The organism is Niveispirillum sp. KHB5.9 (assembly GCF_048066115.1).
Taxonomy (GTDB): Bacteria; Pseudomonadota; Alphaproteobacteria; order Azospirillales; family Azospirillaceae; genus Niveispirillum.
The window spans coordinates 77,244-102,378 of sequence record NZ_JBLTYX010000019.1 but is presented as its reverse complement, the minus strand read 5'-3'; the positions used below and the strand labels follow the sequence as shown (position 1 = coordinate 102,378).

Here is a 25,135-nt window from a genome sequence, read left to right as displayed (position 1 = left end):
CCATGGAGCTGGAGGAACGGCTTTCCCGCCTGTCACCGCAGAAACTGGCCCTGCTGGTCCGCGACCTGCAGCGCAAGGCGGCCCAGGCGGAGACCGCGCCCGCCCGCGACACGGCCGTGCCCATGGCCATCATCGGCATGGGCTGCCGCTATCCGGGTGGGGCGGAGGATCCGGTACGGTTCTGGGACCTGCTGGCCGATGGCGGCGATGCGATCGGGGAAATCCCGGCCGACCGCTGGGACTGGAAAGCCTTCTACGATCCCGACCCCGACGTTCCGGCCAAGATGACCACACGCTGGGGCGGGTTCCTTGCCGATGTCGCGGGGTTCGACGCGCCCTTCTTCGGGCTGGGCGTGCGCGAGGCGGCCTGGATGGACCCGCAGCAGCGCCTGATGCTGGAAGTGGCGTGGGAGGCGTTCGAGGCGGCGGGACAAACCCGCGCATCGCTGGCCGGCAGCCGTACCGGTGTGTTCGTCGGCGCCTATAATCATGAATATTCCGCCCGCACCTTCGACCGGCTGGAGGAGCTGCAGCCCTTCTCCGGCACGGGCGTGGCGCTGAACGCCATCGCGGGGCGCGTCTCCTACCTGTGGGATTTGCGCGGGCCGGCCCTGGTGGTGGATACCGCCTGCTCGTCGTCGCTGGTGGCACTGCATCTGGCGGCGCAGAGCCTGGAGCGCGGGGAATGCGACATGGCCCTGGTCGGCGGGGTCAATGTGCTGCTGTCGCCCATGTCGCTGGTGCCATCGTCCAAGATGGGGATGATGGCGGCGGACGGGCGCTGCAAGAGCTTTGACGCGCGTGCCGATGGGGTGGTGATTGCCGAAGGTTGCGGGGCGATCGTGCTGAAGCCTCTGGATGCCGCCCGGCGCGATGGCGATCCGGTGCTGGCGGTGCTGGCCGGCACGGCGATCAACCAGGATGGGCGCAGCAACGGCCTGACCGCCCCCAACCAGAAGGCGCAGGCGGACGTGATCCGCAGCGCCCTGGCGCGGGCCGGCCTGGGCGCCGGCGATGTCGGCTATGTGGAGACGCATGGCACGGGCACGCCGCTGGGCGACCCGATCGAGATGGAGGCGCTGGCCGAGACCTATGGTGTCGCCGACACCACCGGTCCCTGCCTGCTGGGGGCGGTGAAGGCCAATATCGGCCATGCGGGGGCGGCATCGGGTCTGGCCGGGGTGATCAAGGCCGTCTTCTGCCTGCGCCAGGGCATGGTCCCGCCCTATCGCCGGCTGGGGGCCCTGAACCCCAATATCGAGATCGCGGGCACGCGGCTGTCCATCGTGCGGGAACCGGCCTCCTGGCCCGCCGGGGACAGGCCGCGCATCGCCGCCGTCAGCTCCTTCGGCTGGTCGGGCACCAATGCCCATGTGCTGTTGCGCGAGGCACCGGGGACGGGGGTATCCGCCGCCCCGCCCGCCGGCCCCTTCCTGTTGCCCCTGTCGGCGCGCAGCCGGCCGGCTTTGCGCGACGCCGTGGCGCGCATGGCGGACTGGCTGGAAAGCAGCCCGCCGGTACCGTTCGCCGATATCGCCTTCACGGCGGGCGCGCGCCGCACGCCGCATGAATACCGGCTGTCGGTGGTGGCCGAGGGCCATGCCGGGGCGGCATCGGCCCTGCGCGCCATCCTGGCCGAGGGTGGGGAGGTGGGGCCGGAGGAACCGGCACGCCGCCGGCGGACGGGCTTCGTCTTTTCCGGCCAGGGCAGCCAATGGGCGGGCATGGGCCGCGACCTGCTGGCCGCGGAACCCGTCTTCCGGGCGGTGATCGGGCAGGCCGACGCGCTGGTCGAACCGCTGACCGGCTGGACCATCAGCGCCATGCTGGCCGATGGCGAATGGCTGGCGGAGACGGTGGTGGCACAGCCCGTGCTGGCCGCCATCCAGATCGCCCTGACCCGGCTGCTGGCCCATTGGGGGGTGGAGCCCGACACCGTGGCCGGGCACAGCGTGGGGGAGATCGCGGCGGCACATGCGGCCGGCCTGCTGGACCTGGCCCAGGCCATGCGCGTGGCCGTGCATCGCGGGCGGGTGATGCAGGCGGCCCATGGCGGCGGCGGCATGGCTTCGGTGAACCTGCCGCCTGATGCATTGGCGGGATTGATCGCTGGCACCGGCCTGGACATCGCCGCCATCAATGCGCCCACCTCCTGCGTGGTGGCGGGGACGCAGGCGGGTCTGGCGGCGCTGGCGGCCAAGGGCGTAGCCATGCGGCGACTGGATGTGTGCTACGCCTTCCACAGCCGGTCGATGGTGGCTTTGCAGCCGGAACTGCGCATGGCGCTCGACGGGCTGGCGCCGGCGGCGGACGGGCAGGTACGGCTCTATTCCACGCTGACCGGGCGGCGGCGCGACGGGCAGGCAAGGTTCGATGCCGCCTATTGGGCGGACACCATCGCGGCACCCGTGCGCTTCGCCGATGCCGTTGCCGCCATGGCGGGCGACGGGGTGGAACTGTTCGTGGAGATCGGGCCGCATGCGGTGCTGACCCGTTCCGTCCGCGAGATCGTCGGCGAGGGTCCGGGACGGGCCGTGGCCACCCTGCGCCGCGACCGGCCGGAACGGGCGACCTTGCTGTCGGCCCTGGGCGAATTGCATGCGCTGGGCGCGCCGGTACGCCTTGTCGCCGCCTTCCCGACCCCGCGCCCCGTCGCCGCGTTGCCCACCTATCCCTGGCAGCATCGCCGCTGCTGGGTCGATTTCCCGCCACGTGCCGAGGCGGGGGCGGTGGCATCCGGCACCTTGCCGGGCCGCCGGCTGGACATTGCCGGGCGGGAGGTCGTGCATGAGGTGCTGGTGGGGGTGGGGACCTTCCCCTTCCTGGACCATCACCGCTATTTCGGGCGCATCACCGTGCCGGCGGCCTTCTTCCTGGCCTTCGCCCTGGCGGCGGGCAAGGGGGCGGTGGAGGATGTGGATTTCCGCGCCGCCCTGACCCTTGAGAATGGGGACAGCCGGCGATTGCAGCTGGTCACCGCGGCCGATGGCACTTTCCGTGTGTGCAGTGCCGATGGGGCCGGCGGCTGGACCTGCCATGCCGAGGGACGCCATGGCGCGGGAACGGTGACGGCGGCGGCGGCGAGGGCGGCAGGGCGGGGGGCCGATCCGGCGGCCTTCCATGATTTCCTGGACGGGGTCGGCCTGTCGCTGGGCGCCAGCTATCGCGTGCTGTCGGATTTTTGCATCGACGGGGCCTCGGCCTCGGCCCTGGTCGATATCGGCCGGACGGGATCGGTGCCGGTCGATCCGTTGCTGCTGGATGCCTGCCTGCAGGTCATCGGCGGGCCGGACTGGCTGGCGGCGCAGGCGGGCGACCGGGCGGGCCTGCGCGCCTCCATGCCCGTCCATCTGAAGCGCCTGACGGTGGCGGGGCCGTTGCCGGGGCGGGTGGCCATCGCCGTGGCCGGCGGGCCGGCGGGGGCGGCGCGGCTGGCGGCCGACAATGTCACCCTGGACGTTTCGATCACCGATCCCGACGATGGCCGGCCGCTGCTGTCCATCGAGGGTTTCACCATCCGCCGCCTGTCGCAAACCGCCCTGCAGGGCGAGGTGGCGGGTCTTTACGCCATCGACTGGCAGCCGGCATTGGCGGCACCCACCGTCCCGGCGGGCCTGTTGCTAGCGGGAACCGGGGAGGCATTGGCCCCCGATCCCGCCGCCTTCCTGGCGGCACTGGATCAGGTCCGGTCGACGTCCGGCCCCGTATGGTGCAGCGCCCGGCTCGGCAGCCCGGCGGATGGGTTGCTGGAGGGGCTGGCGCTGACGGTGGGGCTGGAGGATGCGGGCCGGATGGGCGGCACCGGTGATGGCCAGCGCCTGCTGCCCGGGGAACAGGTGCGCTGGTCGCAGGGCAAGGCCATGGTCGCGCGCCTGCGCCGGTTGCCGGCACCGTCGGGGTCGGGTTTCGTGCCGCGTCCGGACCGATCCTATCTGGTCACGGGCGGGCTGGGCGGGTTGGGGCTGGCGACGGCGCGCTGGCTGGCCGATGGCGGGGCCGGCGGGCTGCTGCTGATCGGCCGGCGGCCGGGTGATGCGGCGCTGCTGGCGGAGCTGTCGGCCGGCGGCTGCCGCGTGACCTATCTGGCGGCCGACGTGGCGGATGAGGCGGCCTTGGGCCGGGCGCTGGCGGCGGGGCTGGCGGGCCTGCCGCCGCTGGACGGGGTTTTCCACGCGGCGGGACTGCTGGAGGATGCCACCATCGCCACTATCGATCCCGCCCGCGCATCCGCGGTGATCGCGGCCAAGGCCGGCGGCGCCTGGGCACTGCACCGGCTGACGGCGGACCGGCCGCTCAGCCTGTTCGTGCTCTATGGCTCCCTGGCCGGGCTTACGGGCAATGCCGGACAGGCCGCCTATGCCGCCGCCAACCGCTATCTGGACAGGCTGGCCGAATGGCGGCGCTTGCAGGGGTTGCCGGCGACCAGCATCGCCTGGGGCCCATGGGCGGAAGTCGGGATGGCGGTGCGTGCCGGTTCCGGCCGCGCGGCCGCGCGGGGCCTGCGGGCGCTGAAGCCGTCGGCGGCATTGACCGGTCTGGCAAGGGTGTTGGGCGATCCCGCGACACCCGCCATGGTGACGATCGCGGAGATCGACTGGGCGGCGATGGCCGCCGGTCCCGCCCTGTTCGCCGACCTGCTGCCCAAGCGCCAAGGTGAAGACAGCCGCCGGGCGGAACTGGCGGCCCTGGCGCCCGACCGGCGGCGCCGGGAACTGGTCGACCTGGTGGCAAGGCAGGCGGCATCGGTGCTGGGCCTGGCGCCGGGGGAACGGCCCGACCCGCGCCGGCCCTTGCGCGAACTGGGGCTGGACAGCCTGGCCGCCGTGGATTTGCGGGGCGCGCTGGGGCGGGTGTTGTCGGCGACGCTGCCGGCCGTGCTGGTCTTCGACCACCCGACGGTGGCCGATATCGCCGCCTTCCTGGACGGTGAACTGTTCGCGGTCGTGGAAGCGATCCCGGTTGCCGCCCCGGCGGCAGCGGCGGCCAACGACATCGATGATGTGCTGGGCAGCCTGGCCGATCTGTCGGATGAGGATGTGATGCGCACGCTGGGGGGCGGCTGATGTCGGCGCTGGACAGGATCGTGGGCCTGCCGCCCGCCAAGCTGGCGCTGGCCGTCCGCACGCTGCGCGACCGCGCCGGCGGGATTGAGGTGCTGAACGCGGAGCCGATCGCCATCATCGGCATGGGCTGCCGCTTCCCCGGCGGGGCCGACAGCCCGCAAGCCTTCTGGGACCTGCTGGCCGGCGGCACCGACGCCATCACCGAGGTGCCGGCCGACCGCTGGGACCTGGGCGCGGTCTATGACCCCGATCCCGACGCGCCGGGCAGGACCACCAGCCGCTGGGGCGGCTTCCTGTCCGGGATCGACGGGTTCGACCCCGCCTTTTTCGGCATCGCACCGCGCGAGGCCGACAGCCTGGACCCGCAGCAGCGGCTGGTGCTGGAGGTGGCGTGGGAGGCGCTGGAACGCGCTGGCCAGCCGCCGCGCAGCCTGGCGGGCAGCGCCACCGGCATCTTCCTGGGCACCGCCACCCTGGAATATGGGGAGACGCGCAAGGACCGGCTGCGCATCGACCCTTATTTCGGCACCGGCAACAATGCCAGCGTGGCGGCGGGGCGGCTGTCCTATCTGCTGGGCCTGAACGGGCCGGCTTTGGCGGTGGACACGGCCTGTTCCGCCTCGCTGACCGCGGTGCATCTGGCCTGCCAGAGCCTGCGGGCCGGCGAGAGCGACATGGCGCTGGCGGGCGGGGTGAACATCATCCTGTCGCCCGACGGCGCCATCTATTTCTCCAAGCTGGGGGCCATGGCGGCGGACGGCCGCTGCAAGAGCTTCGATGCCGCCGCCGACGGCTATGTCCGCAGCGAGGGCTGCGGCATGGTGGTGCTGAAGACCCTGTCGAAGGCGCTGGCCGATGGCGACCCGGTCCTGGCCCTGATCCGTGGTAGCGCCATCAACCAGGATGGCCGCAGCAACGGCCTGACCGCCCCCAATGGCCGCGCGCAGGAAGCGGTGATCCGCCGCGCGCTGGAGGTATCGGGCGTGGCGGCGGGCGATGTCGCCTATGTCGAATGCCATGGCACAGGCACGCCCCTGGGCGATCCGATCGAAACGGGTGCCCTGGCCCGCGCCTATCGCGCGGATGGGGCGGGGCCGCTGCTGCTGGGCGCGGTGAAGTCCAACCTGGGGCATCTGGAGGCGGCGGCCGGCATCGCCGGGCTGATCAAGGCCGTACTGTGCCTGCAAAGGGCGGAAGTGCCGCCCAACCTGCATTTCAACCGGCCCAACCCGCATATCGACTGGGCCGGCGGGGCCCTGGACGTGCCCACCGCCATGACCGCCTGGCCGGGTCGGGGCCGCCGCTTCGCCGCGGTCAGCGCCTTCGGCTTCAGCGGGTCCAACGCCCATATGGTGCTGGAGGAGGGCATGGAACCGGCGCCGGCCGGGGTTTCGCCCGACCTGTCGGCCCTGCTGCTGCTGTCGGCGCAAAGCCGGGAGGCGCTGGTGGAAAGCATCGGCACCTGGCGGGACTGGCTGCGGGCGCAGGACCCGGCCCGCGACGCCCATGCCATCGCCGCCACCCAGGCCCAGCGCCGCAGTCGCCATCCCTGGCGCCTGGTGGTCGGTGGCCGCACGGTCGCGGACCTGTCGGCTTCCTTGTCGACCGCACTGGCACCGGTGAAGGCGGAAGAGGGCGTGCGGCTGGTGATGGTCTTCCCCGGCCAGGGCTCGCAATATGCCGGCATGGGCCGGGAACTGGCGGCGGCATTGCCGGTGGTGCGTGAAACGCTGGCGGCGTGCGAGTTGGCCTTCACCCCCCACGTCTCCTGGCGCCTGTCTGACCTGCTGGATCTCGATGCGGCATCGTTCGACGCCCTGCCGGCCGACCGGGTGCAGCCGGCCCTGTTCGCCCTGCAACTGGCGCTGGCCCGGCAGTTCCTGGCCTGGGGCCTGAATGTCGATGCCGTCATCGGCCATTCCATGGGAGAGGTGGCGGCCGCCTGCACGGCAGGTGCTTTGAGCCTTGACGATGCCGCCCGCATCATCTGCACCCGGTCCCGTCTGGTGGCGGAACGGGCGGCTGGCGGGGCCATGGCCGTGCTGGAGATGGCGGAGGCGGAGGCATTGGACGCCATCCGCCCCCATGGCGACGCCCTGTCGCTGGCCGCGATCAACGGCCCGCGCAGCGTGCTGGTGGCCGGCCGGTCCGACGCGGTGGCGGCCTTGGTGGCATCGCTGGACGCGGCCGGTATCTTCGCCCGGCAGGTGAAGGTGGATTACGCCTCGCACAGTGCGCAGATGGATCCGGTGCTGGCGCCGTTGACGCGGGCATTGGCGGGGGTGACGCCGATGACAAGCACCATTCCCCTGCATTCCACGGTAACGGGCGGGGTGATGGCCGGGGACCGGCTGGATGCCGGCTATTGGGCGGACAATCTGCGCCGGCCGGTGCGCCTGTGGCCCGTGGTGGAACGGCTGGCGGCCGAGGGGCCGACCATCTTCCTGGAGGTCAGCCCGCATCCGGTGCTGGTGCCGGGGCTGGAGGAAGGGCTGGCGGGGCTGGGCCATCCCATCCGCCTGACCGGCACCCTGCGCCGGGGGGAGGAGGAGGTCGCCCACCTGCTGGCCACGCTGGGCCGGCTGGCCGGCTGGGGGGCGGAGCCGGACTGGGTGGCGTTGCAGGGCCGGCACCCCGTGGTGCCCGACCTGCCGACCCATCCCTGGATACGCACCCGCCATTGGCTGGCGGCGGCCGAGCGGGGTGGCGGCGTGGCCCTGTCCGTTGCCGACCACGCCCTGCTGGGTGGGGCGGTGGACCAGCCGGGGCCGGATCAGGCCTGGCGGGGCAGCCTGTCGGTGCGGGCGCTGCCCTGGCTGGCCGACCACAAGGTGGGCGGGGCCATGGTGCTGCCGGGTACCGCCTATCTCGACATGGCGCTGGCAGCGGCCGGGGGCGGGGCGGTGACCGACATCGCGTTGAAACGCCTGCTGCTGGTGCCGGGGGATGATGTCGTCCCCCTTCACAGCACCGTGCGGTGGGATGCGGACGGCGGGGGACGCCTGTCCATCCATGCCAGGGGGGACGGCGGCTGGGCCCTGCATGCGCAGGCCACGCTGTCGGCGGTACCGGCTCCGGCGCGGCCAGATCAGGTACTGGCGCGGATCGCCGCCCGCTGCCCCCTGCTGCTGGATGCCGGCGGTTATTACGTGGCGGCGGCGGGCACGGGGGTCGAACTGGGTTCCCGTTTCCGCGTGCTGTCCGATATCCGGACGGGGGCGGGGGAGGTGCTGGCCCGCTTGTCACCTGCACCCGCCATTGCCGCCGGGTATGGGCACCGCATCCATCCGGCCCTGCTGGATGGCGGGTTGCAGGCGCTGGCCATCGCGGTGCTGCGCGGAAGGGATGGCGGGGCGCCGCACGTGCCCGTCGCCGTGGACAGCCTGTCCGCCGCCGGGTCCATGGAAGATGCGGCCTGGGTGCATGCGACGGCCCGGCCCGGCGGGGACGACCCGGTGGGCGACGTGGCTCTGCTGGATGATGCCGGCCGGGTGCTGGTGGCGCTGGAAGGGGTACGGTTCCGGCGGCTGGAGGATGGGGCGGATGTGGAGCTGGCCAACTGGCTCTACCGCCTGGACTGGTCGCCCCTGCCGCCGCCCGGTGCGGCCCGGCGTCCGGGAAACTGGCTGCTGGTCGGCGGGGGCGATGTTGCGATGGCCCTGGCCGCGGCCCTGACGCGGGCCGGCTGTACCGTGCGGCGGGCGGTGGATGGGGTGGATGCCGATCCGACGGGGCTTGCCGGCATCGTGCACCTGTCGGCGCTGGCGGACACGGACGATATCGCGGACCTGTCGCCGGCCGGACTGATGGCGGCACAGGCGGCGGGGGTGGGATCGCTGGCCGCGCTGTGCCGTGCGCTTGCCGGGGTCGAGGGGGAAGGGCCGCGCCTGTGGACCCTGTTCCCGGCCGGCCCCCGGCATGCCGCCATGGCGGGCCTGGCGCGCACCGCGATGCAGGAACTGCCGGGCCACCGGCCGGGCTTCATCGAACTCGACGGCGCCGTCGATGCCGGGGCGCTGGCTTGCCTGCTGCTGGCGGACGGGCCGGAACGGCAGGTGCGGCTGGCGGGAAGCCAGGCCTTCGGTGCCCGTCTCAAACCCCTGGATCGCGACGATGCCGCCGCCCTGGCACACCAGGCGCCGCTGTCGGGCGGCATCAAGGGTGCGGTGCTGGTCACCGGCGGGTTCGGCGGCATCGGGCTGGTCCTGGCGGAAGCGCTGGCCGACGCCGGCGCCCGCGCCCTGGTCCTGGCGGGACGACGCGGACCGGACGCAGCTGGCGTGGCACGGCTTGCCACCCTGCGGGCGCGGGGCGTGACGGTGCAGGAGGCGGCGCTGGACGTGACGGATGCGGCGGCGGTGGCGGCCCTGGTCGCTACATATCCCATCCGCGGCGTCATCCATGCGGCCGGCACGCTGGATGACGTGCCGCTGTCCGCCATGGGGCCGGACCGGCTGGATCGGGTGCTGGCCCCGAAGCTGGCGGGGGCCTGGGCGCTGCACCGGGCGCTGGCGGGGCGGGAACTGGATTTCGTAATCCACATGTCCTCCACCGCCGCCCTGTTCGGCGGACCGGCACAGGGCAATTACGCGGCGGCCAACGCCTTCCTGGATGCGATGGCCGCCTGGCAGCGGGGGCAGGGCGTGCCGGCCCTGTCCGTCGGCTGGTCGGCCTGGACGGAGGTCGGGCTGGCCGCGGCGTCGGCGGGGCGGGGTGAAAGGCTGGCGGCGCAGGGGATCGGCGGCATCGATCCGGCGCGCGGCGCGACCATCCTGCGCCGGCTGCTGGCCCGGCCGGCAGGCGGAATGCCCGCGGCGCTGACCGTGCTGCCGCTGGACGTGCCGCGCTGGCGCGACGCCTATCCGGAGGTGGCGGCCGATCCGCTTTTCGCCGACCTGCTGGCGGGCGGCGGGGCCGTGCAGGCGGAGGGGACGGCACGCGATGTCCTGCCCCCGTCCGGCCCGGCGCGGCGGGCGGCGCTCGTCCGCTCCGTCATCGCCCATGTCGCGGCCGTCACGGGTCGCGACGCGGCCGACATCGATGCGCGCACGGCCCTGGCCGGGCTGGGCATCGACAGCCTGATGGCCATGGGCGTGCGCAACCGGCTGCAGCGCGATTACGGTCTGGCCCTGTCGGCGACGCTGCTCTGGCGCCATCCCAATCCCGGCGCCCTGGCCGACCATCTGGCCGGGCTGCTTGAGGGTGATGCGGTGGTTCCGGCAGAGGTCGTGGCCCCGCCATCGGCGTCGGTGGAAGAGGATTTCGACGATCTGTCGACGGCGGAACTCGCCCGGCTGCTGGCCGCCGAACTGGAACAGGATTTCGCGGAGAATGCCCGCCCATGAATATCGATCCGGGCCCTGACTACCAGAAGCTGCTGGCCGACGCGCTGCGCCAGATCCGCAGCCTGAAGGCCGCGAATGCCGCCGCCCGCGCCGTGCCGCCCGTGGCCGTGATCGGGCTGGGCTGCCGCTTTCCCGGTGGGGCCGAGGGGCCGGACGCCTATTGGCGGATGCTGCTGGACGGGGTGGACGGGATCGTGGAACTGCCGGCCGGCCGCTGGGACCAGGCGACCTTCTTCCGGTCGCTGGGCGTTCCGGATGCGGAACAGAGGCGGGTCTATGGTGGCTTCCTGGCCCAGGTTGATGGTTTCGATCCCGAATTCTTCGGTATTTCGCCACGGGAGGCGGCCGATATCGATCCGCAGCAGCGCCTGCTGCTGGAGGTGGTGCACGAGGCGCTGGAACATGCCGGCATCCCACCATCGACCTTGTCCGGCAGCGATACCGGCGTCTATGTCGGGGTGCACAGCCAGTCCAGCGACTATTTCTTCCTGCAGGCCGCCGATCCGGCCGGCGTGACGCCGCACAGCGCCACGGGCACGGCGCATAATGTGGCGGCCGGCCGTATCGCCTATCTCTGGGACCTGCGCGGGCCGGCCATGGCGGTGGACACGGCCTGTTCCTCAGGCCTTGTCGCGGTGCATCTGGCCTGTCAGGCGCTGCGCACGGGGGAGGTGTCGCTGGCGCTGGCCGGCGGGGTCAATCTGCGCCTGCTGCCGCTGTTCCCCACGGCCACGGCCCGCATGGGCGACTGGCCCGGCGATTATCGCTGCAAGAGTTTCGATGCCCGCGCCGACGGGGTGATCTCCGGCGAAGGCGGCGGCATGGTGGTGCTGAAGCGGCTGGAGGATGCGCTGCGCGACGGTGATCCGGTGCGGGCCGTCATCCTGGGTTCCGCCACCAACCAGGACGGCGCCAGTCTGGGCCTGACCGCCCCCAATGCGCAGGCGCAGAAGGCGGTGATCGCCCGGGCCCTGTCCATGGCCGGGCGGTCGGGCACGGACGTCACCTATGTGGAGACGCATGGCACCGGCACGCGCCTGGGCGACCCGATCGAGGTGGAGGCGCTGGCGGAGATATTGGGCGGTTCGGCCCCGCCCTGCCTGCTGGGGGCCGTGAAGTCGAATTTCGGGCATCTGGAGGGCGCGGCCGGCATTGCCGGGCTGGCCAAGGCAGTGCTGGCCATGGAGCGGGGGATGGTGCCGCCCAACCTGCATTTCCAGGCGCCCAACCCGGAAATCCCCTTTGCCGCCACGCGGTTCCAGGTGCCGGTGGCACCCACGCCCTGGACAGGGGAAAGGCGGCTGGCCGGGGTCAGTTCCTTTGGCTGGTCGGGCACCAACGCCCATGTCGTGCTGGCCCCGGCGCCAGAAGCGGCCCCTGCGACCATGGCTGACGGGCCGGTGCTGCTGCCCTTGTCGGCGCGCGGTCCGGCGGCACTGCGCGACCTGTCGGCGCGCATGCGGGATTGGCTGAACGATGCCGATCCGCCGGCTGGGGACATGGCCTATACCGCGGCGCGGCGCCGCGACCATCATCGCTGCAGGCTGGCCGTGGTGGGGGCCGATGCGGCAGGGCTGGCGGCGGCACTGGCCGACGCGACGGTTGGCGAACCCGCCACCGGCCCCCTGGTCTTCGTGTTTTCCGGACAGGGCAATCTCCGGCAGGGGGCGGCAGCAGGCTTGGGGATGCGGGAATCGGCCTTCCGCGCTGCACTGGACCAGGCCGACGCCGCCATCGTCGCGGCCGGCGGCCCGGGCGTGGCCGGGCTGCTGCTGGACCGGCCGGACGGGGTGGATGTGCCGGTGACCGATGTGATGGCGGCGGCCTGCGGCCTGTTCGTGCTGCAGGTGGCGCTGTTGGCGCTGTACCGCCATTGGGGGGTGGAACCGGAGACGGTGATCGGCCACAGCCTGGGCGAGGTGGCGGCGGCCCATGCCGCCGGCTGCATCACCCTGGAGGCGGCGGCGCGCATCACCGTGGCCCGCACCCGCCTGTCGCGGCAGGCCGCCGGGGCCACCGCGGCGCTGGCCCTGGAGGAGACGGCGGCACGGGCCGCCATCGACCGGCTGGGCCTGGACCTTGCCGTTGCCGCCATAAACGGGCCGGACAGTGTCGCGGTTTCCGGCGATGGGGACGCCATCGACCGGCTGGTGGCCGACCTGACAAGCCGGGGCATCCAGGCAACGCGCCTGTCGGTGCCCATCGCCTTCCACGGCCCGCGGATGGCGGGGCCGGCCGCGGCCCTGGCCGGCGAACTGACGGGGCTGACGGCCGTCACACCGCGCCTGACGATGATCTCCACCGTCACCGCCGCCCCGCTGATCCGGGCGCCCGACGCGGCCTATTGGGCGCGCAACCTGCGGGAGCGGGTGGATTTCCGCGGCGCGTTGGAACAGCTGCTGTCCGCCGGTGCGACACCGGTCTTCCTGGAGATCGGGGCGCATCCCGCCCTGTGCCCCGCCATCGCCCGCACCGCAGTGGTCGGGGGCGTGGCGGCAATGGTGGTGCCCGGCCTGCGGCGGGGAACGGACGATCATGTCGGGGTCCTGTCGGCGCTGGGCCGGCTTTACGGGGCGGGTATCGACACGATCCGCTGGGATCGCCTGTACCCGGCCGGCCGGGTCCTGGACCTGCCGACATACCCGTGGCAGCGGCGGCGCTTCTGGCACGAAGGCAGTGGCAACGCGCCCCTGTCGTTCACCATGGCGGCGCAGCCCGTACCGCTCTATGCGCCGGGCTGGGTGCCGGACCAGGGAACGGCCGTCGGTGCGGGTCCCCTGCGGGCGCTGGCACTGGGGCCGGGGGCCGGGGTTCTGGCCGATACGCTGGCGGTACCGGGCGCGCCGGCGGGTGCGGATCTGGTACTGGTCGCCGACGGGGCCGGCGATGCGGCGGCCATGGTGGCGGAAGCGGCGGTCGCGCTGACGGGGTCTGCGGGGCGCGTGCATCTGCTGGTGACAGAGCCGACGCCGGTGGCCGGCGCGCTGTGGGGCCTGCATCGCGGCTTCGCGCTGGAACATCCGGAACGGGCGGGCCATCGCCTGCTGGCCGGGGAAGGGGCGGATGCGGCCGCCATCGCCAGCCTCCTGGCGCGGCCGGGCATGGATGAGTTCCGGCTTGACGACGGGATCGTGCAGCGGCAGCGGCTGTTGCCTGTCCAGGGCCCAGACACGGTCCCACGCCTGCGTGGCGACGGCACCTATCTGGTGACGGGCGGCACCGGCGGTCTGGGCCGCACGCTGTGCCGCTGGCTGCTGGCGCGGGGCGCGGGTGATGTCGTGCTGCTGTCGCGACGGCCGGATCCTGCCGGTGACGGGGCCGACCCGCGTGTGATCTGGCGGGCGGCGGATTGCGCCGATACCGGAGCCATGGCGGCCCTGCTGGACGACATGCGCCGTACCCTGCCGCCCCTGCGCGGCGTGGTGCATGCGGCGGGCATGCTGGATGACGGCATCCTGGCGGCCCAGAATCCGGACCGCATCCGTGCCGTGCTGGCGGCCAAGCTGGACGGCGCGTTGCTGCTGGACCGGCTGACGCGGGATGACCCGCTGGACCTGTTCCTGCTCTGCTCCTCCCTGGCCGGCCTGCTGGGGGCGCCGGGGCAGGCGGTCTATGCGGCGGCCAATGCCGGGCTGGATGCGCTGGCGGATGCACGGCGGGCGCAGGGCCGGCCGGCCCTGTCCGTGGCCTGGCCCGTGCTGGCCGGCCCCGGCCTGGCGGCGGGTGGCGGGGCCATGGATATCGGCCTGGACCTGCTGGGCCCGGAACAGGTGATGGCGGTGCTGGACCGCGTCCTGGGCCTGGACGCGCCCGTGCTGGCGCCGCTGCCGGTCGATTGGGGGCGGTTCCGGGGCCTGCGCGCCGGATCGGCGCCGGCCCCGTTGATCGCCGATCTGGTGCGGGGCGAGGGGCCGGCCGTGGTTCCGGCGGCACGCGACCTGCGGGCGGAAGTGCTGGCGCTGCCAGTTCCGGCCCGGTTGCCGGCGATCGAGGCTGCCATGGCGGTTTTGTCGGCGCAGGTGCTGTCGATCGCGCCGACGCTGCTGGACCCCGACCTGTCGCTGCTGCGCCAGGGGCTGGACAGTTTCACGGCGATCGAACTGCACCGCCATGTCGAGAAGGGGTTCGGTGTCTCCCTGCCGCTGGCGGCCTCGCTGGCCGGGGGCAGTGTCGTCACCCTGGCGGTTGAGGTGGAAAAGCTGCTGTCGGCGGCCCCGGCGGCGGAGCCCGCTGTGCCGGACGGTGATCTGGCCCGGCTGATGGCCGATATCGACACTCTGTCGGAGGAGGAGGTGGAGGCGCTGCTGGCGGCCGAAGCCGCCGGGAGTGCGGCATGAGCGGGCGGGCGGCGGGTCTGCTGGAACAGCTGTTCCTGGCGCTGGATGGGTTCCGGCCGATGAATGTCGTGGTTCGCGCCCGGCTGGACCTGGCCCCCGATACCGGTCGGCTGGCGGCGGCGATGGCCGCGGCCCAGGTGGCGCATCCGTTGCTGCGCGCCGGCATCGCGCCCGGCGGGCCGCCCTGGTGGCGGGGGGATGCCGGTCCGGCCCCCCTGACCGTGCGTGACGGGGTGGGGGACGGGGCCTGGCTGTCGGTGGCGGAGGCGGAACTGGCGACCCCGTTCCGGCCGGAGGACGGACCGCTGTGGCGGGTGGTCCTGCTGCGCGGCGGCGATGGCGGGGCCGACCTGCTGGCCTGTTTCCATCATGCGCTGGGGGATGCCCATGCCGGCATGCGGCTGCTGGCGGCATTGCTGGGCGACGCGGGTGGGGAGCGGGCATTCCCGCCCGCCTATGAAACGCGCGCGGCCGCTGTCGCCGCGATGCCGGCACCGTCTGCCATCCTGCCGCCGCTGTCCCTGGCCCCGGCCGTCTGGCAGGCGCGCCTGACCCATCGCCGGCTGCCGGCGGGTCTGGTCGATGCCCTGGCCGGCCGGGCGCGGCGGGAGGGGGCCAGCCTGCATGGCGCCCTGGCGGCCGCGTTGCTGCCGGCCACGGGCCGGGCCGGCGGGTTCAGCCTGACCTCTCCCGTTTCGGTGGGGGCGGCATTGGGCGGGGGGGATGATTTCACCCTGGCCGTGGCGGAGGTGACGACGGCCCATGCCGCCGGCCCCGATGCGCCCTTCTGGCCCCTGGCGCGGGAGGTCGCGGGTACGGTGCGCGACCGGGCGGCGCCCGAACGGCTGCTGCCCTTCCATCTCGCCGCCCTGTCGCGGCTGGCCGAACCCGGCATGCTGGCGGCGGCAACCACCGATATCGGCCGGTTCACGCCCGACCGGCTGGGCCTGACCAACCTGGGCCGGGTTGCCGTGCCGGGGGCATCGGCGCTGGATTTCGCCGTGGTGCCGCCGGCCACGCAACTGGTGCTGGCCGCCGTCACCGGTGGCGATGGCAGCCTGGGACTGACCCTGACCCGCCCCGACCCGCTGCTGGGGGCGGGGCAAGCAGAGGCCTTGATGGACACACTCGTCACCCGCCTGTCCGACGCCGTGGAGGAGGGGGCGGCGCCCGCCCTGCCGCCGGGGATCGACCTGTCCGCCCTGTCGCCGGCCAGGCGCAAGCTGCTGATGCTGCGCTTACAGCAGCAGCAACGACAGGCGGCGCCCGCCCGGTCGCCGCTTTCCTACAACCAGCGTTCCATGTGGTTCCTGTCGCGCATGGCGCCGGACAGTGCCGCCTACACGCTGCCCTTTGCCGTGCAGATCGACGGCCTGCCCGATGCAGGCCCGCTGGTGGCGGTGCTGGGTCTGCTGCGTCGCCGGCATGACGTGCTGGATGCCGGCTTCCCCCTGGTCGACGGGCAGCCGGTGCAGGAACCGTCCCCCGGCCTGGCGCTGGAGATCGGGCATGTCGATGCCGCGGGCTGGGACGGGGACCGGCTGCACCGGGCCATCGCCGACGCCTATGCCCGGCCCTTCGACCTGGAGCGGGGCCTGGGCTGGCGGGCCGTGCTGTTCGACCGCGGCGGCGGGTGCTTCGTGCTGTTCCTGGCGCTGCATCATATCGTCATCGATTTCTGGTCCCTGGCCCTGCTGGCCCGCGACCTGCGCGCCTGTCTGGCGCACCAGATGACGGGGGCGGCCCTGCCGCCGGCCCCGGCCCGGCGCTATGCCGATTTCACGGCGGCGCAGCGGTCCTGGCTGGACGGTGCGGCGGGCGGGGCAGCGCGGGCCCATTGGCGGGAACGGCTGGCCGGGCCGCTGCCCGTGCTGGACCTGCCGACCGATCGGCCGCGCCCGGCCCTGCAGGGCTTCCGGGGGGCGTCGCTGCGCTTCGCCCTGGGGGTGGAACTGGGTGCCGCCGCGCGGACCGTGGCGCGCGAACGTGGTGTGACCCTGTTCGCGCTGCTGGCGGCGGCCTGCCAGGCGCTGCTGCACCGGTGGAGCGGGGCGGGAGAGGTGCTGCTGGGCACGCCCACGGCGGGGCGGGCGGATGAGGGGTTCGCCGCCACCATCGGCGATTTCATCAATCCCGTGATGCTGCGTGCCGGCTTCGCCGACCGGCCCAGCTTCGCCACGCTGCTGTCGCGCACGGCGGCGGATGCGGCGGCGGCACTGGGGCACAGCGCCTATCCGTTCCCGCTGCTGCTGGAGGAACTGGCCGTCGCCCGCGACCCCAGCCGGCCGCCGGTCTTCCAGGCCATGGTGGTGTTGCAGAACCAGATGGCCCCGGCCGGCGACGCGACAGGGTTCCAGGCCCTGGAGATCGATCTGCAGGGCTCGCAGCTGGACCTGACGTTCGAGTTCCGGCCCGAGGGCGAGGGACTGTCGGCGGAGATCAAGTATGACAGCGACCTGTTCGATGAAGGCACCATCGACCGGCTGCGCGGTCATCTGCTGACCCTGCTGCCGGCGGCACTGGCCGATCCCGACCTGCCCGTGGCCGACCTGCCGCTGCTGGACGCGGCCGGACTGGCCCTGGTGACACACGGCTGGAACGAGACGGGCCTGCCGGGGCCGGTAACGCATCCGCTGTCACTACTGGAAGCGCAGGCGGTGGGCCGGCCCGATGCACCAGCCGTGACGCAGGGCACACAGATACTGACCCATGCCGGCCTGTGGGCGCGGTCCGGTGCCCTGGCCGGTTGGCTGGCGGCGCAAGGGATCGGACCGGGCGACAGGGTCGGCATCTGCCTGGACCGCACACCCGACCTTGTGGCGGCGCTGATCGCCGTCTGGCGGGCGGGTGCGGCCTATGTGCCGCTGGACCCCGTGCACCCGGTGGACCGGCTGTCCTATATCGTGGGGGATGCCGGCTGCGCCCTGGTGCTGGTGGATGCGGGTACGGCACCCGTGCTGGCCGGTACCGGCTGCCGGCTGGCGACACTGCCGGGCAGCGCCGATGCGGCCCCGCCGGTCCTGGCGCCGGATATGTCGAGCCCCGCCTATATCCTCTACACGTCCGGCACCACGGGTCGGCCCAAGGGGGTGGTGGTCAGCCAGCATAATCTGGGCAATTTCCTGCTGGCGATGCGCGACCTGCTGGGCACCGGGCCGGGCGACCGGCTGCTGGCGGTGACGACCCTGTCCTTCGACATTGCCGGGCTGGAACTGTTCCTGCCGCTGTCGGTGGGAGGGGCCGTGGAACTGGCGACGGCAGAGGAGGGGCGCGACGGGGTGAAGCTGGCCCGGCGGCTGGCCGATTGCCGACCCGGCCTGATGCAGATGACCCCGGCCGGCTGGCGCCTGTTGCTGGCAGCGGGGTGGCGGCCCGATCCCGGCCTGACCATGCTGGTGGGCGGGGAGGCGCTGCCCCGCGACCTGGCGGATGCGCTGCTGCCCGAAGGGGCGGGTTGCACCTTGTGGAACATGTTCGGGCCGACGGAGACGACCATCTGGTCCACGGCGCAGAAGGTGGCACGCGGCCCCGGTCCCGTGCCCATCGGCCGGCCCATCGGCAATACGCGTGTCTATATCGTCGATGCCGCCGGCCGGCCGGTGCCCATGGGCGTGACGGGCGAACTGCTGATCGGCGGGGATGGGGTGGCGACCGGCTATCACGACCGGCCCGACCTGACAGCGGACCGCTTCCAGCCCGATCCGTTCGTGCCGGGCGGCCGGGTCTACCGCACCGGCGACCTGGCCCGCTGGCGCGGCGACGGGGTGCTGCTGTTCCAGGGCCGCGCCGACCATCAGGTGAAGCTGCGCGGCTTCCGTATCGAGCTGGAGGAAATCGAGGCGGTGCTGGTCACCCATGCGGGTGTGGCGGAAGCGGTGGCCGCCGTGCGCCCCGGTGCCGATGGCGAAGGGCGGCTGGCGGCCTGGATCGTACCGGACGGGGCGGCACCGGGGGCGGACGCGCTGCTGGCCCATCTGGCGGAGCGGTTGCCGCCCTACATGCTGCCCACGGCCTGGACCTTCCTGGCGGCGCTGCCGCGCACGCCCAACGGCAAGATCGACCGCAAGGCATTGCCCGATCCCACCGCCGCATCGGCGTTGGCGCCGGTGGCGCCGCGCACGGGCGTGGAGGAACGGCTGGCCGTCCTGTGGCGGGAGATATTGGGACGGGAGAGCGTGGGCGTGAACGACAATTTCTTCGACCTGGGCGGCCATTCGCTGCTGCTGGCCGGGTTGCAGGCCCGGCTGAACGCCGATCTGGCCGATATCCTGCCGGCCGGTGGCATCGCCATGACCGACCTGTTCCGCCTGCCCACCATCGCCGGGCTGGCCGGGATGCTGGCGGGCGGGGCGGCGGAGGGTGACGGGGAGGACGATGCGCGCGACCGCGCCGGGCTGCGCCGCGCGGCCCTGGCCCGTCGCCGCCGGCCCGTGACGGGAGAGACGGCATGAGCGAGCAGCCGGACGGGATTGCCATCATCGGCATGGCCGGGCGCTTCCCCGGTGCCGGCAGCGTGGACGCGCTGTGGCGGAACCTGCTGGACGGAGTGGAGGGGATATCGACCCTGACCGAGGATCAGCTGCGGGCCGCCGGCGTGCCCGAGCATGTCCGTCGCGATCCGGGTTTCGTGCCGCGCCAGGGGCTGTTGGACGGCCATGACAGGTTCGATGCCGGCTTCTTCGGTTACAGCGCGCTGGACGCGGCAAGACTGGATCCGCAGCAGCGCGTGTTCCTGGAGGTGGCGTGGGAGGCGCTGGAACAGGCCGGCATCGACCCGGTGCGGGCCGCGGGGCCGATCGGCCTCTATGCCGGCTGTGGCGTGCCCACCTATCTGCTGCACAACCTGTTCCGGGGGGCGGGGGCGGTCAGCGAGGATACGGCCGCCGACTTCGCCACCATCATCGGCAATGACAAGGATTTTCTGGCCACGCGCGTGGCCTACAAGCTGGACCTGACGGGGCCGGTCATCACCGTGCAAACGGCCTGTTCCACCTCTCTCGTCGCCGTCCACATGGCTTGCCAGGCGTTGCTGGCCTATGAATGCGACGTGGCGATGGCCGGCGGATCGACCATCACCGTGCCGCAAGGGGCCGGATACCTGCACCAGGAAGGCATGATCCTGTCGCCCGACGGGCATTGCCGGGCCTTCGCCGCCGATGCCGCCGGCACATTGTTCGGCAGCGGCAGTGCGGTGGTGGTGCTGAAGCGGCTGGCCGATGCGCTGGCCGATGGCGACCTGATCGATGCGGTGATCCTGGGGACGGCCGTCAATAATGACGGGGCGGCCAAGGCCGGCTACACCGCACCCGGTGTCCGGGGCCAAGCCCGCGTCGTGGCGCTGGCGCAGGAGGTGGCGGGCGTCGATGCCGGACAGATCGGCTATGTCGAGGCGCATGGCACGGGCACGCCGCTGGGTGACCCGATCGAGGTGGCGGCACTGACCGACGCGTTCCGGCGCAGCACGAAGGCCACGGGCTATTGCCGGCTGGGCACGATCAAATCGGCTGTGGGGCATCTGGATACGGCCGCCGGGGTGGCGGGATTGATCAAGGCGGCGCTGGCCGTGCGCGACGGGGTGATCCCGCCGACCCTGCATGCCGGGCAACCCAACCCGGCCCTGGGGCTGGAGCGCACCCCCTTCATCCTGGCCGACCGGCGGCAGGACTGGTCCGACTTGGGCGGGCAGCGGCTGGCCGGGGTCAGCGCCTTCGGCATCGGCGGCACCAACGCGCATGTGATCGTGGGGCAGCCGCCATCAGCCGGGGGCGGCACGGACGGGGACTGGCAGGGGCCGGGCCTGTTGCTGCTGTCGGCGAAATCGCCGGCGGCGCTGGCCGGTCTGGCCGGGCGCTATGCGGAATTCCTGGCGGGAACCGATGCGGCGCTGGCGGACATCTGTGGCACGGCCTTCCACCGCCGTGCCCTGCTGACCTGGCGGTTGGCCGTGGCCGGTCGCAGCCGGGAGGAACTGGCGGCGGCGCTGGCGGCCGTGGCGCCCGCTGTCGCGGGCGATGCGGATTTGCAGGCCGAAAGGCTGGGATCGGCACGGTGCTGCGTGTTCATCTTCCCCGGCCAAGGGTCGCAATGGCCCGGCATGGGGCGCGACCTGACGGCGGCGGAACCGGTGTTCCGCGACACCGTCGCCGCCTGCGCCCGCGCCATGGCGCCGTGGATCGACTGGGACCTGGCAGCCACCCTGCGCGGGGAGGGACCGGTGGCGGGTCTGGACCGGATCGACGTGGTGCAGCCCGCCCTGTTCACCATGCAGGTGGCGCTGGCGGCACTCTGGCGCGCCAGGGGCGTGGTGCCCGACGCCGTCATTGGCCATTCCATGGGGGAGGTGGCGGCTGCCGTCGTGTCCGGTGCGCTCGGCCTGGAGGACGGGGCCCGCATCATCTGCCGGCGCAGCGCCCTGCTGCGCACCGTGGCCGGCCAGGGGGCCATGCTGGCCGTGGACCGGGCACCGGCCGCGGCAGAACAGGCGCTGGCGGCGCTGGACATCGGGCATCTGGTCGCCGTGGCCGTGGCCAATGGTCCCGGCAATTGCGTCCTGTCGGGTGACCGTGCGGCGCTGGAGCGGCTGTCGGCGGTGCTGGAGGCCGATGGCGCGTCGGCCGCCTGGGTCAAGGTGGACGTGGCCTCGCACGGGCCGCAGATGGACCCGCTGGAGGCACCGCTGCGCGAGGCATTGGCCGGCATCCAGCCCCGGGCGCCCGCCATTCCCTTCTTCTCCACCGTCACCGGCGCCTGGGTCGGTGACGGTGAGGTGGATGGGGATTACTGGTGGCGCAACCTGCGCGGCCTGGTACGGTTCCAGGCGGCGGTGGAGGCCCTGTCCGCACAGGGATTCGGTGTCTTCCTGGAGGCCAGCCCCCATCCCGTGCTGACGGCGCCCGTGCGGGCGACCCTGGCGGGGGTGGGGCGGACGGGACTGGCGCTGGGCACCTTGCGCCGCGACGGGGATGCCACCCTTGCCTTTGCCGAGGCCATGGGACGGCTGTTCGCGGCGGGGCAACCCGTGTCGCTGGAACCCTGGCTGCCGCGACGCTGGTCCTGCGTGCGGCTGCCGGCCTATGCCTGGGAGCATCGCCGCTACTGGATCGACCCGCCACAGCGCGTGGCGTCCGCCGCTTGCGCCCCCGCGGCGGCCGATATCCCGGCGGACGCGGATTTCAGCGCGACGGAGCGGCGTCTCGCCCCCCTGTGGCAGGCCGTGCTGGGCACGGTACCGGCGGGGGCGGAGGCGAATTTCTTCCTGTCGGGGGGCAATTCCCTGATGGCGCTGGCCCTGCTGAAGCGGGTGCGGGCGGCGTTCGGCGATGCGCCCACCGTGACGCAGTTCCTGCAGGCCCCGACCCTGGCGGGGCTGGCCCTGCTGCTGGACAGCAGAACGGGCAGGGCGGCCCCTTCCCTGCCCCCCACCTTGCTGGCGATCCAGCCGGAAGGGGCCAGGCCCCCCTTGTTCATGGCCACCCCCATCATGGGCACGGCCTTCCCCTATTTCCCGCTGGCGGCCGAACTGGGGCCGGACCAGCCCTTCTATGCCCTGATGCCGCCGGGCATGCAGGATGGCGGCCCGGCACTGGCGGACCTGGGCAGGCAGGCGGCGGTGTTTGCCGATGCCATCGAACAGGTCTGTCCGCAAGGCCCGGTGCATGTGGCCGGCTGGTCCTTCGGTGCGCCCGTGGCGTTCGAGCTGGCGCGCGAACTGGACCGGCGCGGACGCACCCCGGCCTCGGTCCTGCTGATCGACACGCCGGCCCAGATCAAGGGTCAGACGCCCAACCCCCTGGAGGCGGCGCGGTTCCTGTTCGTCACCGTGATGGGCAATATGATGCCGTATCTGCGCGCCTACATGACCCTGCGCGGCGGGGCGGGGGCGGAGGGGCTGTGGCCCATGGTCCGGGTCTATGCCGGAAATGCGCGGGCCACGGTCGGCTATCACCCCCGGCCCTGGCGCGGCGCCGTCACCCTGCTGCGCACGGCCAGCGCCGGCACATCCGCCGACCGGCGGGAGGATTGGGGCTGGTCCGATCTGGCCCTGGGTGGCGTCCAGGTCGTGCGCATTCCCGGAAATCATATGACCTTATTGCAGCATCCGTACGTGAAAACTGTTGCAAATGCCATTATAAAGATATTCTCCCCACAACCCGCCGCGCCAATGCCGGAGGACGTGCCATGACCGCAGCCGACATCAAGCACCCGATCCCCAATGATCCGGTTACCATCATGCGCCTGCTGGCGGCGGCCACGCCGCACAACCCGGCGCCGGGCTTCCTGAAATCGGCCGCGGCGGGATTGTTCCGCTGGGACCTGATGCTGCCCTTTCCGGAACAGGACCCCGCCGACGCGGCCCTGGGCGACGCGATGGTCAAGGAACAGGCGGCATTCCTGCAGGCGCATTTCGACCCGACGCGCATAGACGCGCGGGGCAAGTTGCCGCCGGATTACGTGGAGCTGTACCGCCGGGCCGGCTGGCAGAAGCTGATGCTGGACAAGCAATATGGCGGCGACGGCCTGTCGCCTCTGAACATGGCGCGGATGGTGGAGGTGACGGCCAGCTGGTGCACGGCCGTCGCCATGTCGGTGTCGGTCAACAATTACCTGGGCTCTCCCTCCTACCTGGATTACATGCCGGATGCGGGCGAGCGGCAGAAGGTGGCCCGCATGGTGGCCGACGGCGCCATTTCCGGCCTGTCGGCGGTGGAATACCAGGGGGCATCGAACCCCATCTTCCAGACCACGGCCATCCCCAGCAAGGATGGGCGCCATTACGTCATCAATGGCCGCAAATGCTATATCGGCAACGGGCCGCTGGCCGACCTGCTGGTCGTGCCCTGCACGACCTTCGCGCAAGGGACGACGGGTGAGATCGGCATCACCGTCTTCATCATCGACACGCGCCAGCGCGGCTTCCGCGTGGCCAGCCCGCAGACCTATATGGGCCTGAAGGGGCTGGCCAACGCCGTGCTGGAATTCAAGAACTACAAGGTGCCGGTGGGCCGCATGGTGGGCACGCCGGGCCAGGGCCTGACGGTGATCATGGAGATCCAGCAGCCCAACCGCATGTTCATCAACGCCATCACCCTGGCGGCCTCGAAGCTGAGCCTGACCTGGGCACGGGGCTTCAGCGACCGTTCCTACATGGAACAGCCGCTGTCCAGCTACCAGGCCACCCAGGCCACCATCGCCGACGCGGCGGCCAAGGTGTTCGCGCAGGAAAGCGTGCTGCGCTGGCTGACCCTGTCGCAGGTGGCGGGCAACCTGGACCTGTGGACCGAATGGACGGCGATGAAGCCCTGGTGCAGCGACACGGCCTGGAGCGTAATCGACGCCACCATGTCGCTGATCGCCGGGCGCGGGTACGAGACGGCGACCTCGCTCGCGCGGCGCGGGCTGCCCCCCTATCCGGTGGAACGGTTCTACCGCGACATGCGGGTCATGCGCATCTTCGGCACGACCAATGCCCTGATGGAACTGAATGTCGGCAATTCGTCCCTGGTCGCGGCGGCCGGCGGCGATCCCGTGCCGCCCCAGCAGCCGGTGCCGCCCACCACCAACCTGTCGCCGGCCAACCGGGCGCATCTGGTGGCGGCCGCCGCCTTGACCACCCAGATCGCCCAATCCACCCGCGCCCTGATCACCCGCAGCGGCGGCATCCAGGGCGCGCTTGCCCAGCAGCCAGCCCTGATCGCCATCGGCCGCGCCCTGATCCTGCTCTGGACCCAGACCGTGACCCTGGCGCGGGTGGAAACCGAGGCGGTTGCCAGCAACCCGCAGGCGCCGCAATTGCAGGAACTGGCTGACATCTTCTGCCGCGACGCCGCGGCGCGAGCGGCCGACGCGCTGGTGGGGGCCGCCGCTTGGCAGGCCGATGCCAGCGCCTCGGTCAGTGCCCAGGTCATGGCCGGCAGCCTGGACTGGCTGCTGGGCGATGTGATCACCCGGGTACCGCCGGCGTGATGGTATTGTTTTGTTTCCTCATGCGCCCGCCTGCGTCATGATGGCGAAAGTTTGACGTCCAACAGAATTGTTTCACCGGGATCAGGACGATGTTCTCCGAAATCATCCATGGCGAGCTTGTGATCATCGAGCTGACCGGCCGGATCGACAGCAACAACTATCTGGAGATCGAGGGTTTCCTGGTGGAACGGGCAGGGCGTGCCTCCGGCCGCCTGCTGATCGATTTCCAGCAGGTGGGCTATATCAGCAGCGCCGGCCTGCGCACGCTGCTGAAATGCGCCAAGCTGTCCAAGGCGGCGCAGGGCCGTCTCGTCCTGTCTTCCATGAACGAGAACGTGTTCCAGATTTTCGAACTGAGCGGCTTCACCAAGCTGTTCCAGTTCGCGCAGAGCCGCGCCAGCGGGGTCGACCTGCTGAGCTGACAAGG

At 72.4% G+C, this 25,135-nt stretch carries 7 protein-coding genes; all 7 read left to right on the top strand.

Translation table 11 applies throughout. The features are described 5' to 3' along the window. Positions 1–2 precede the first annotated feature (2 nt). The 7 genes from ACM9HJ_RS24515 (at position 3) to ACM9HJ_RS24485 (ending at position 25,130) form a co-directional block, all read left to right on the top strand. Complete coding sequence (locus ACM9HJ_RS24515) at positions 3–5,063, top strand: SDR family NAD(P)-dependent oxidoreductase (protein ID WP_416574412.1); 5,061 nt, start codon at positions 3–5, stop codon at positions 5,061–5,063. After that, positions 5,063–10,408 (top strand): type I polyketide synthase, encoded by a 5,346-nt coding sequence (locus tag ACM9HJ_RS24510; RefSeq protein ID WP_416574411.1) that lies wholly within the window; start codon positions 5,063–5,065, stop codon positions 10,406–10,408. The genes ACM9HJ_RS24515 and ACM9HJ_RS24510 overlap by 1 nt, the downstream gene beginning before the upstream one ends. Next, positions 10,405–14,745: a type I polyketide synthase gene (locus tag ACM9HJ_RS24505; RefSeq protein ID WP_416574410.1), complete on the top strand. Its 4,341-nt coding sequence runs from the start codon at positions 10,405–10,407 to the stop codon at positions 14,743–14,745. Before ACM9HJ_RS24510 ends, ACM9HJ_RS24505 begins: the two co-directional genes overlap by 4 nt. Beyond that, the gene (locus ACM9HJ_RS24500; protein ID WP_416574409.1) at positions 14,742–19,196 is read left to right on the top strand and encodes an amino acid adenylation domain-containing protein; all 4,455 of its coding nucleotides are present in this window, start codon (positions 14,742–14,744) and stop codon (positions 19,194–19,196) included. The genes ACM9HJ_RS24505 and ACM9HJ_RS24500 overlap by 4 nt, the downstream gene beginning before the upstream one ends. After that, positions 19,193–22,927 carry a type I polyketide synthase gene (locus tag ACM9HJ_RS24495; protein WP_416574408.1) on the top strand — a complete coding sequence of 1,245 codons (3,735 nt, stop codon included), beginning with the start codon at positions 19,193–19,195 and terminating at the stop codon, positions 22,925–22,927. Before ACM9HJ_RS24500 ends, ACM9HJ_RS24495 begins: the two co-directional genes overlap by 4 nt. Then, positions 22,924–24,708, top strand: a complete 1,785-nt coding sequence (locus ACM9HJ_RS24490; protein WP_416574407.1) for an acyl-CoA dehydrogenase family protein — start codon at positions 22,924–22,926, stop codon at positions 24,706–24,708. The genes ACM9HJ_RS24495 and ACM9HJ_RS24490 overlap by 4 nt, the downstream gene beginning before the upstream one ends. An 89-nt stretch (positions 24,709–24,797) precedes the next feature. Beyond that, positions 24,798–25,130 (top strand): STAS domain-containing protein, encoded by a 333-nt coding sequence (locus ACM9HJ_RS24485; protein ID WP_416574406.1) that lies wholly within the window; start codon positions 24,798–24,800, stop codon positions 25,128–25,130. The last annotated feature ends 5 nt before the right edge of the window (positions 25,131–25,135 follow it).

Excerpts from the sequence above, each read along its gene's own strand:
- ACM9HJ_RS24515 (WP_416574412.1), top strand. The coding sequence starts at position 3 with ATGGAGCTGGAGGAACGGCTTTCCCGCCTGTCACCGCAGAAACTGGCC.
- ACM9HJ_RS24505 (WP_416574410.1), top strand. The coding sequence starts at position 10,405 with ATGAATATCGATCCGGGCCCTGACTACCAGAAGCTGCTGGCCGACGCG.
- ACM9HJ_RS24485 (WP_416574406.1), top strand. The coding sequence starts at position 24,798 with ATGTTCTCCGAAATCATCCATGGCGAGCTTGTGATCATCGAGCTGACC.
- ACM9HJ_RS24495 (WP_416574408.1), top strand. The coding sequence starts at position 19,193 with ATGAGCGAGCAGCCGGACGGGATTGCCATCATCGGCATGGCCGGGCGC.
- ACM9HJ_RS24510 (WP_416574411.1), top strand. The coding sequence starts at position 5,063 with ATGTCGGCGCTGGACAGGATCGTGGGCCTGCCGCCCGCCAAGCTGGCG.
- ACM9HJ_RS24500 (WP_416574409.1), top strand. The coding sequence starts at position 14,742 with ATGAGCGGGCGGGCGGCGGGTCTGCTGGAACAGCTGTTCCTGGCGCTG.
- ACM9HJ_RS24490 (WP_416574407.1), top strand. The coding sequence starts at position 22,924 with ATGACCGCAGCCGACATCAAGCACCCGATCCCCAATGATCCGGTTACC.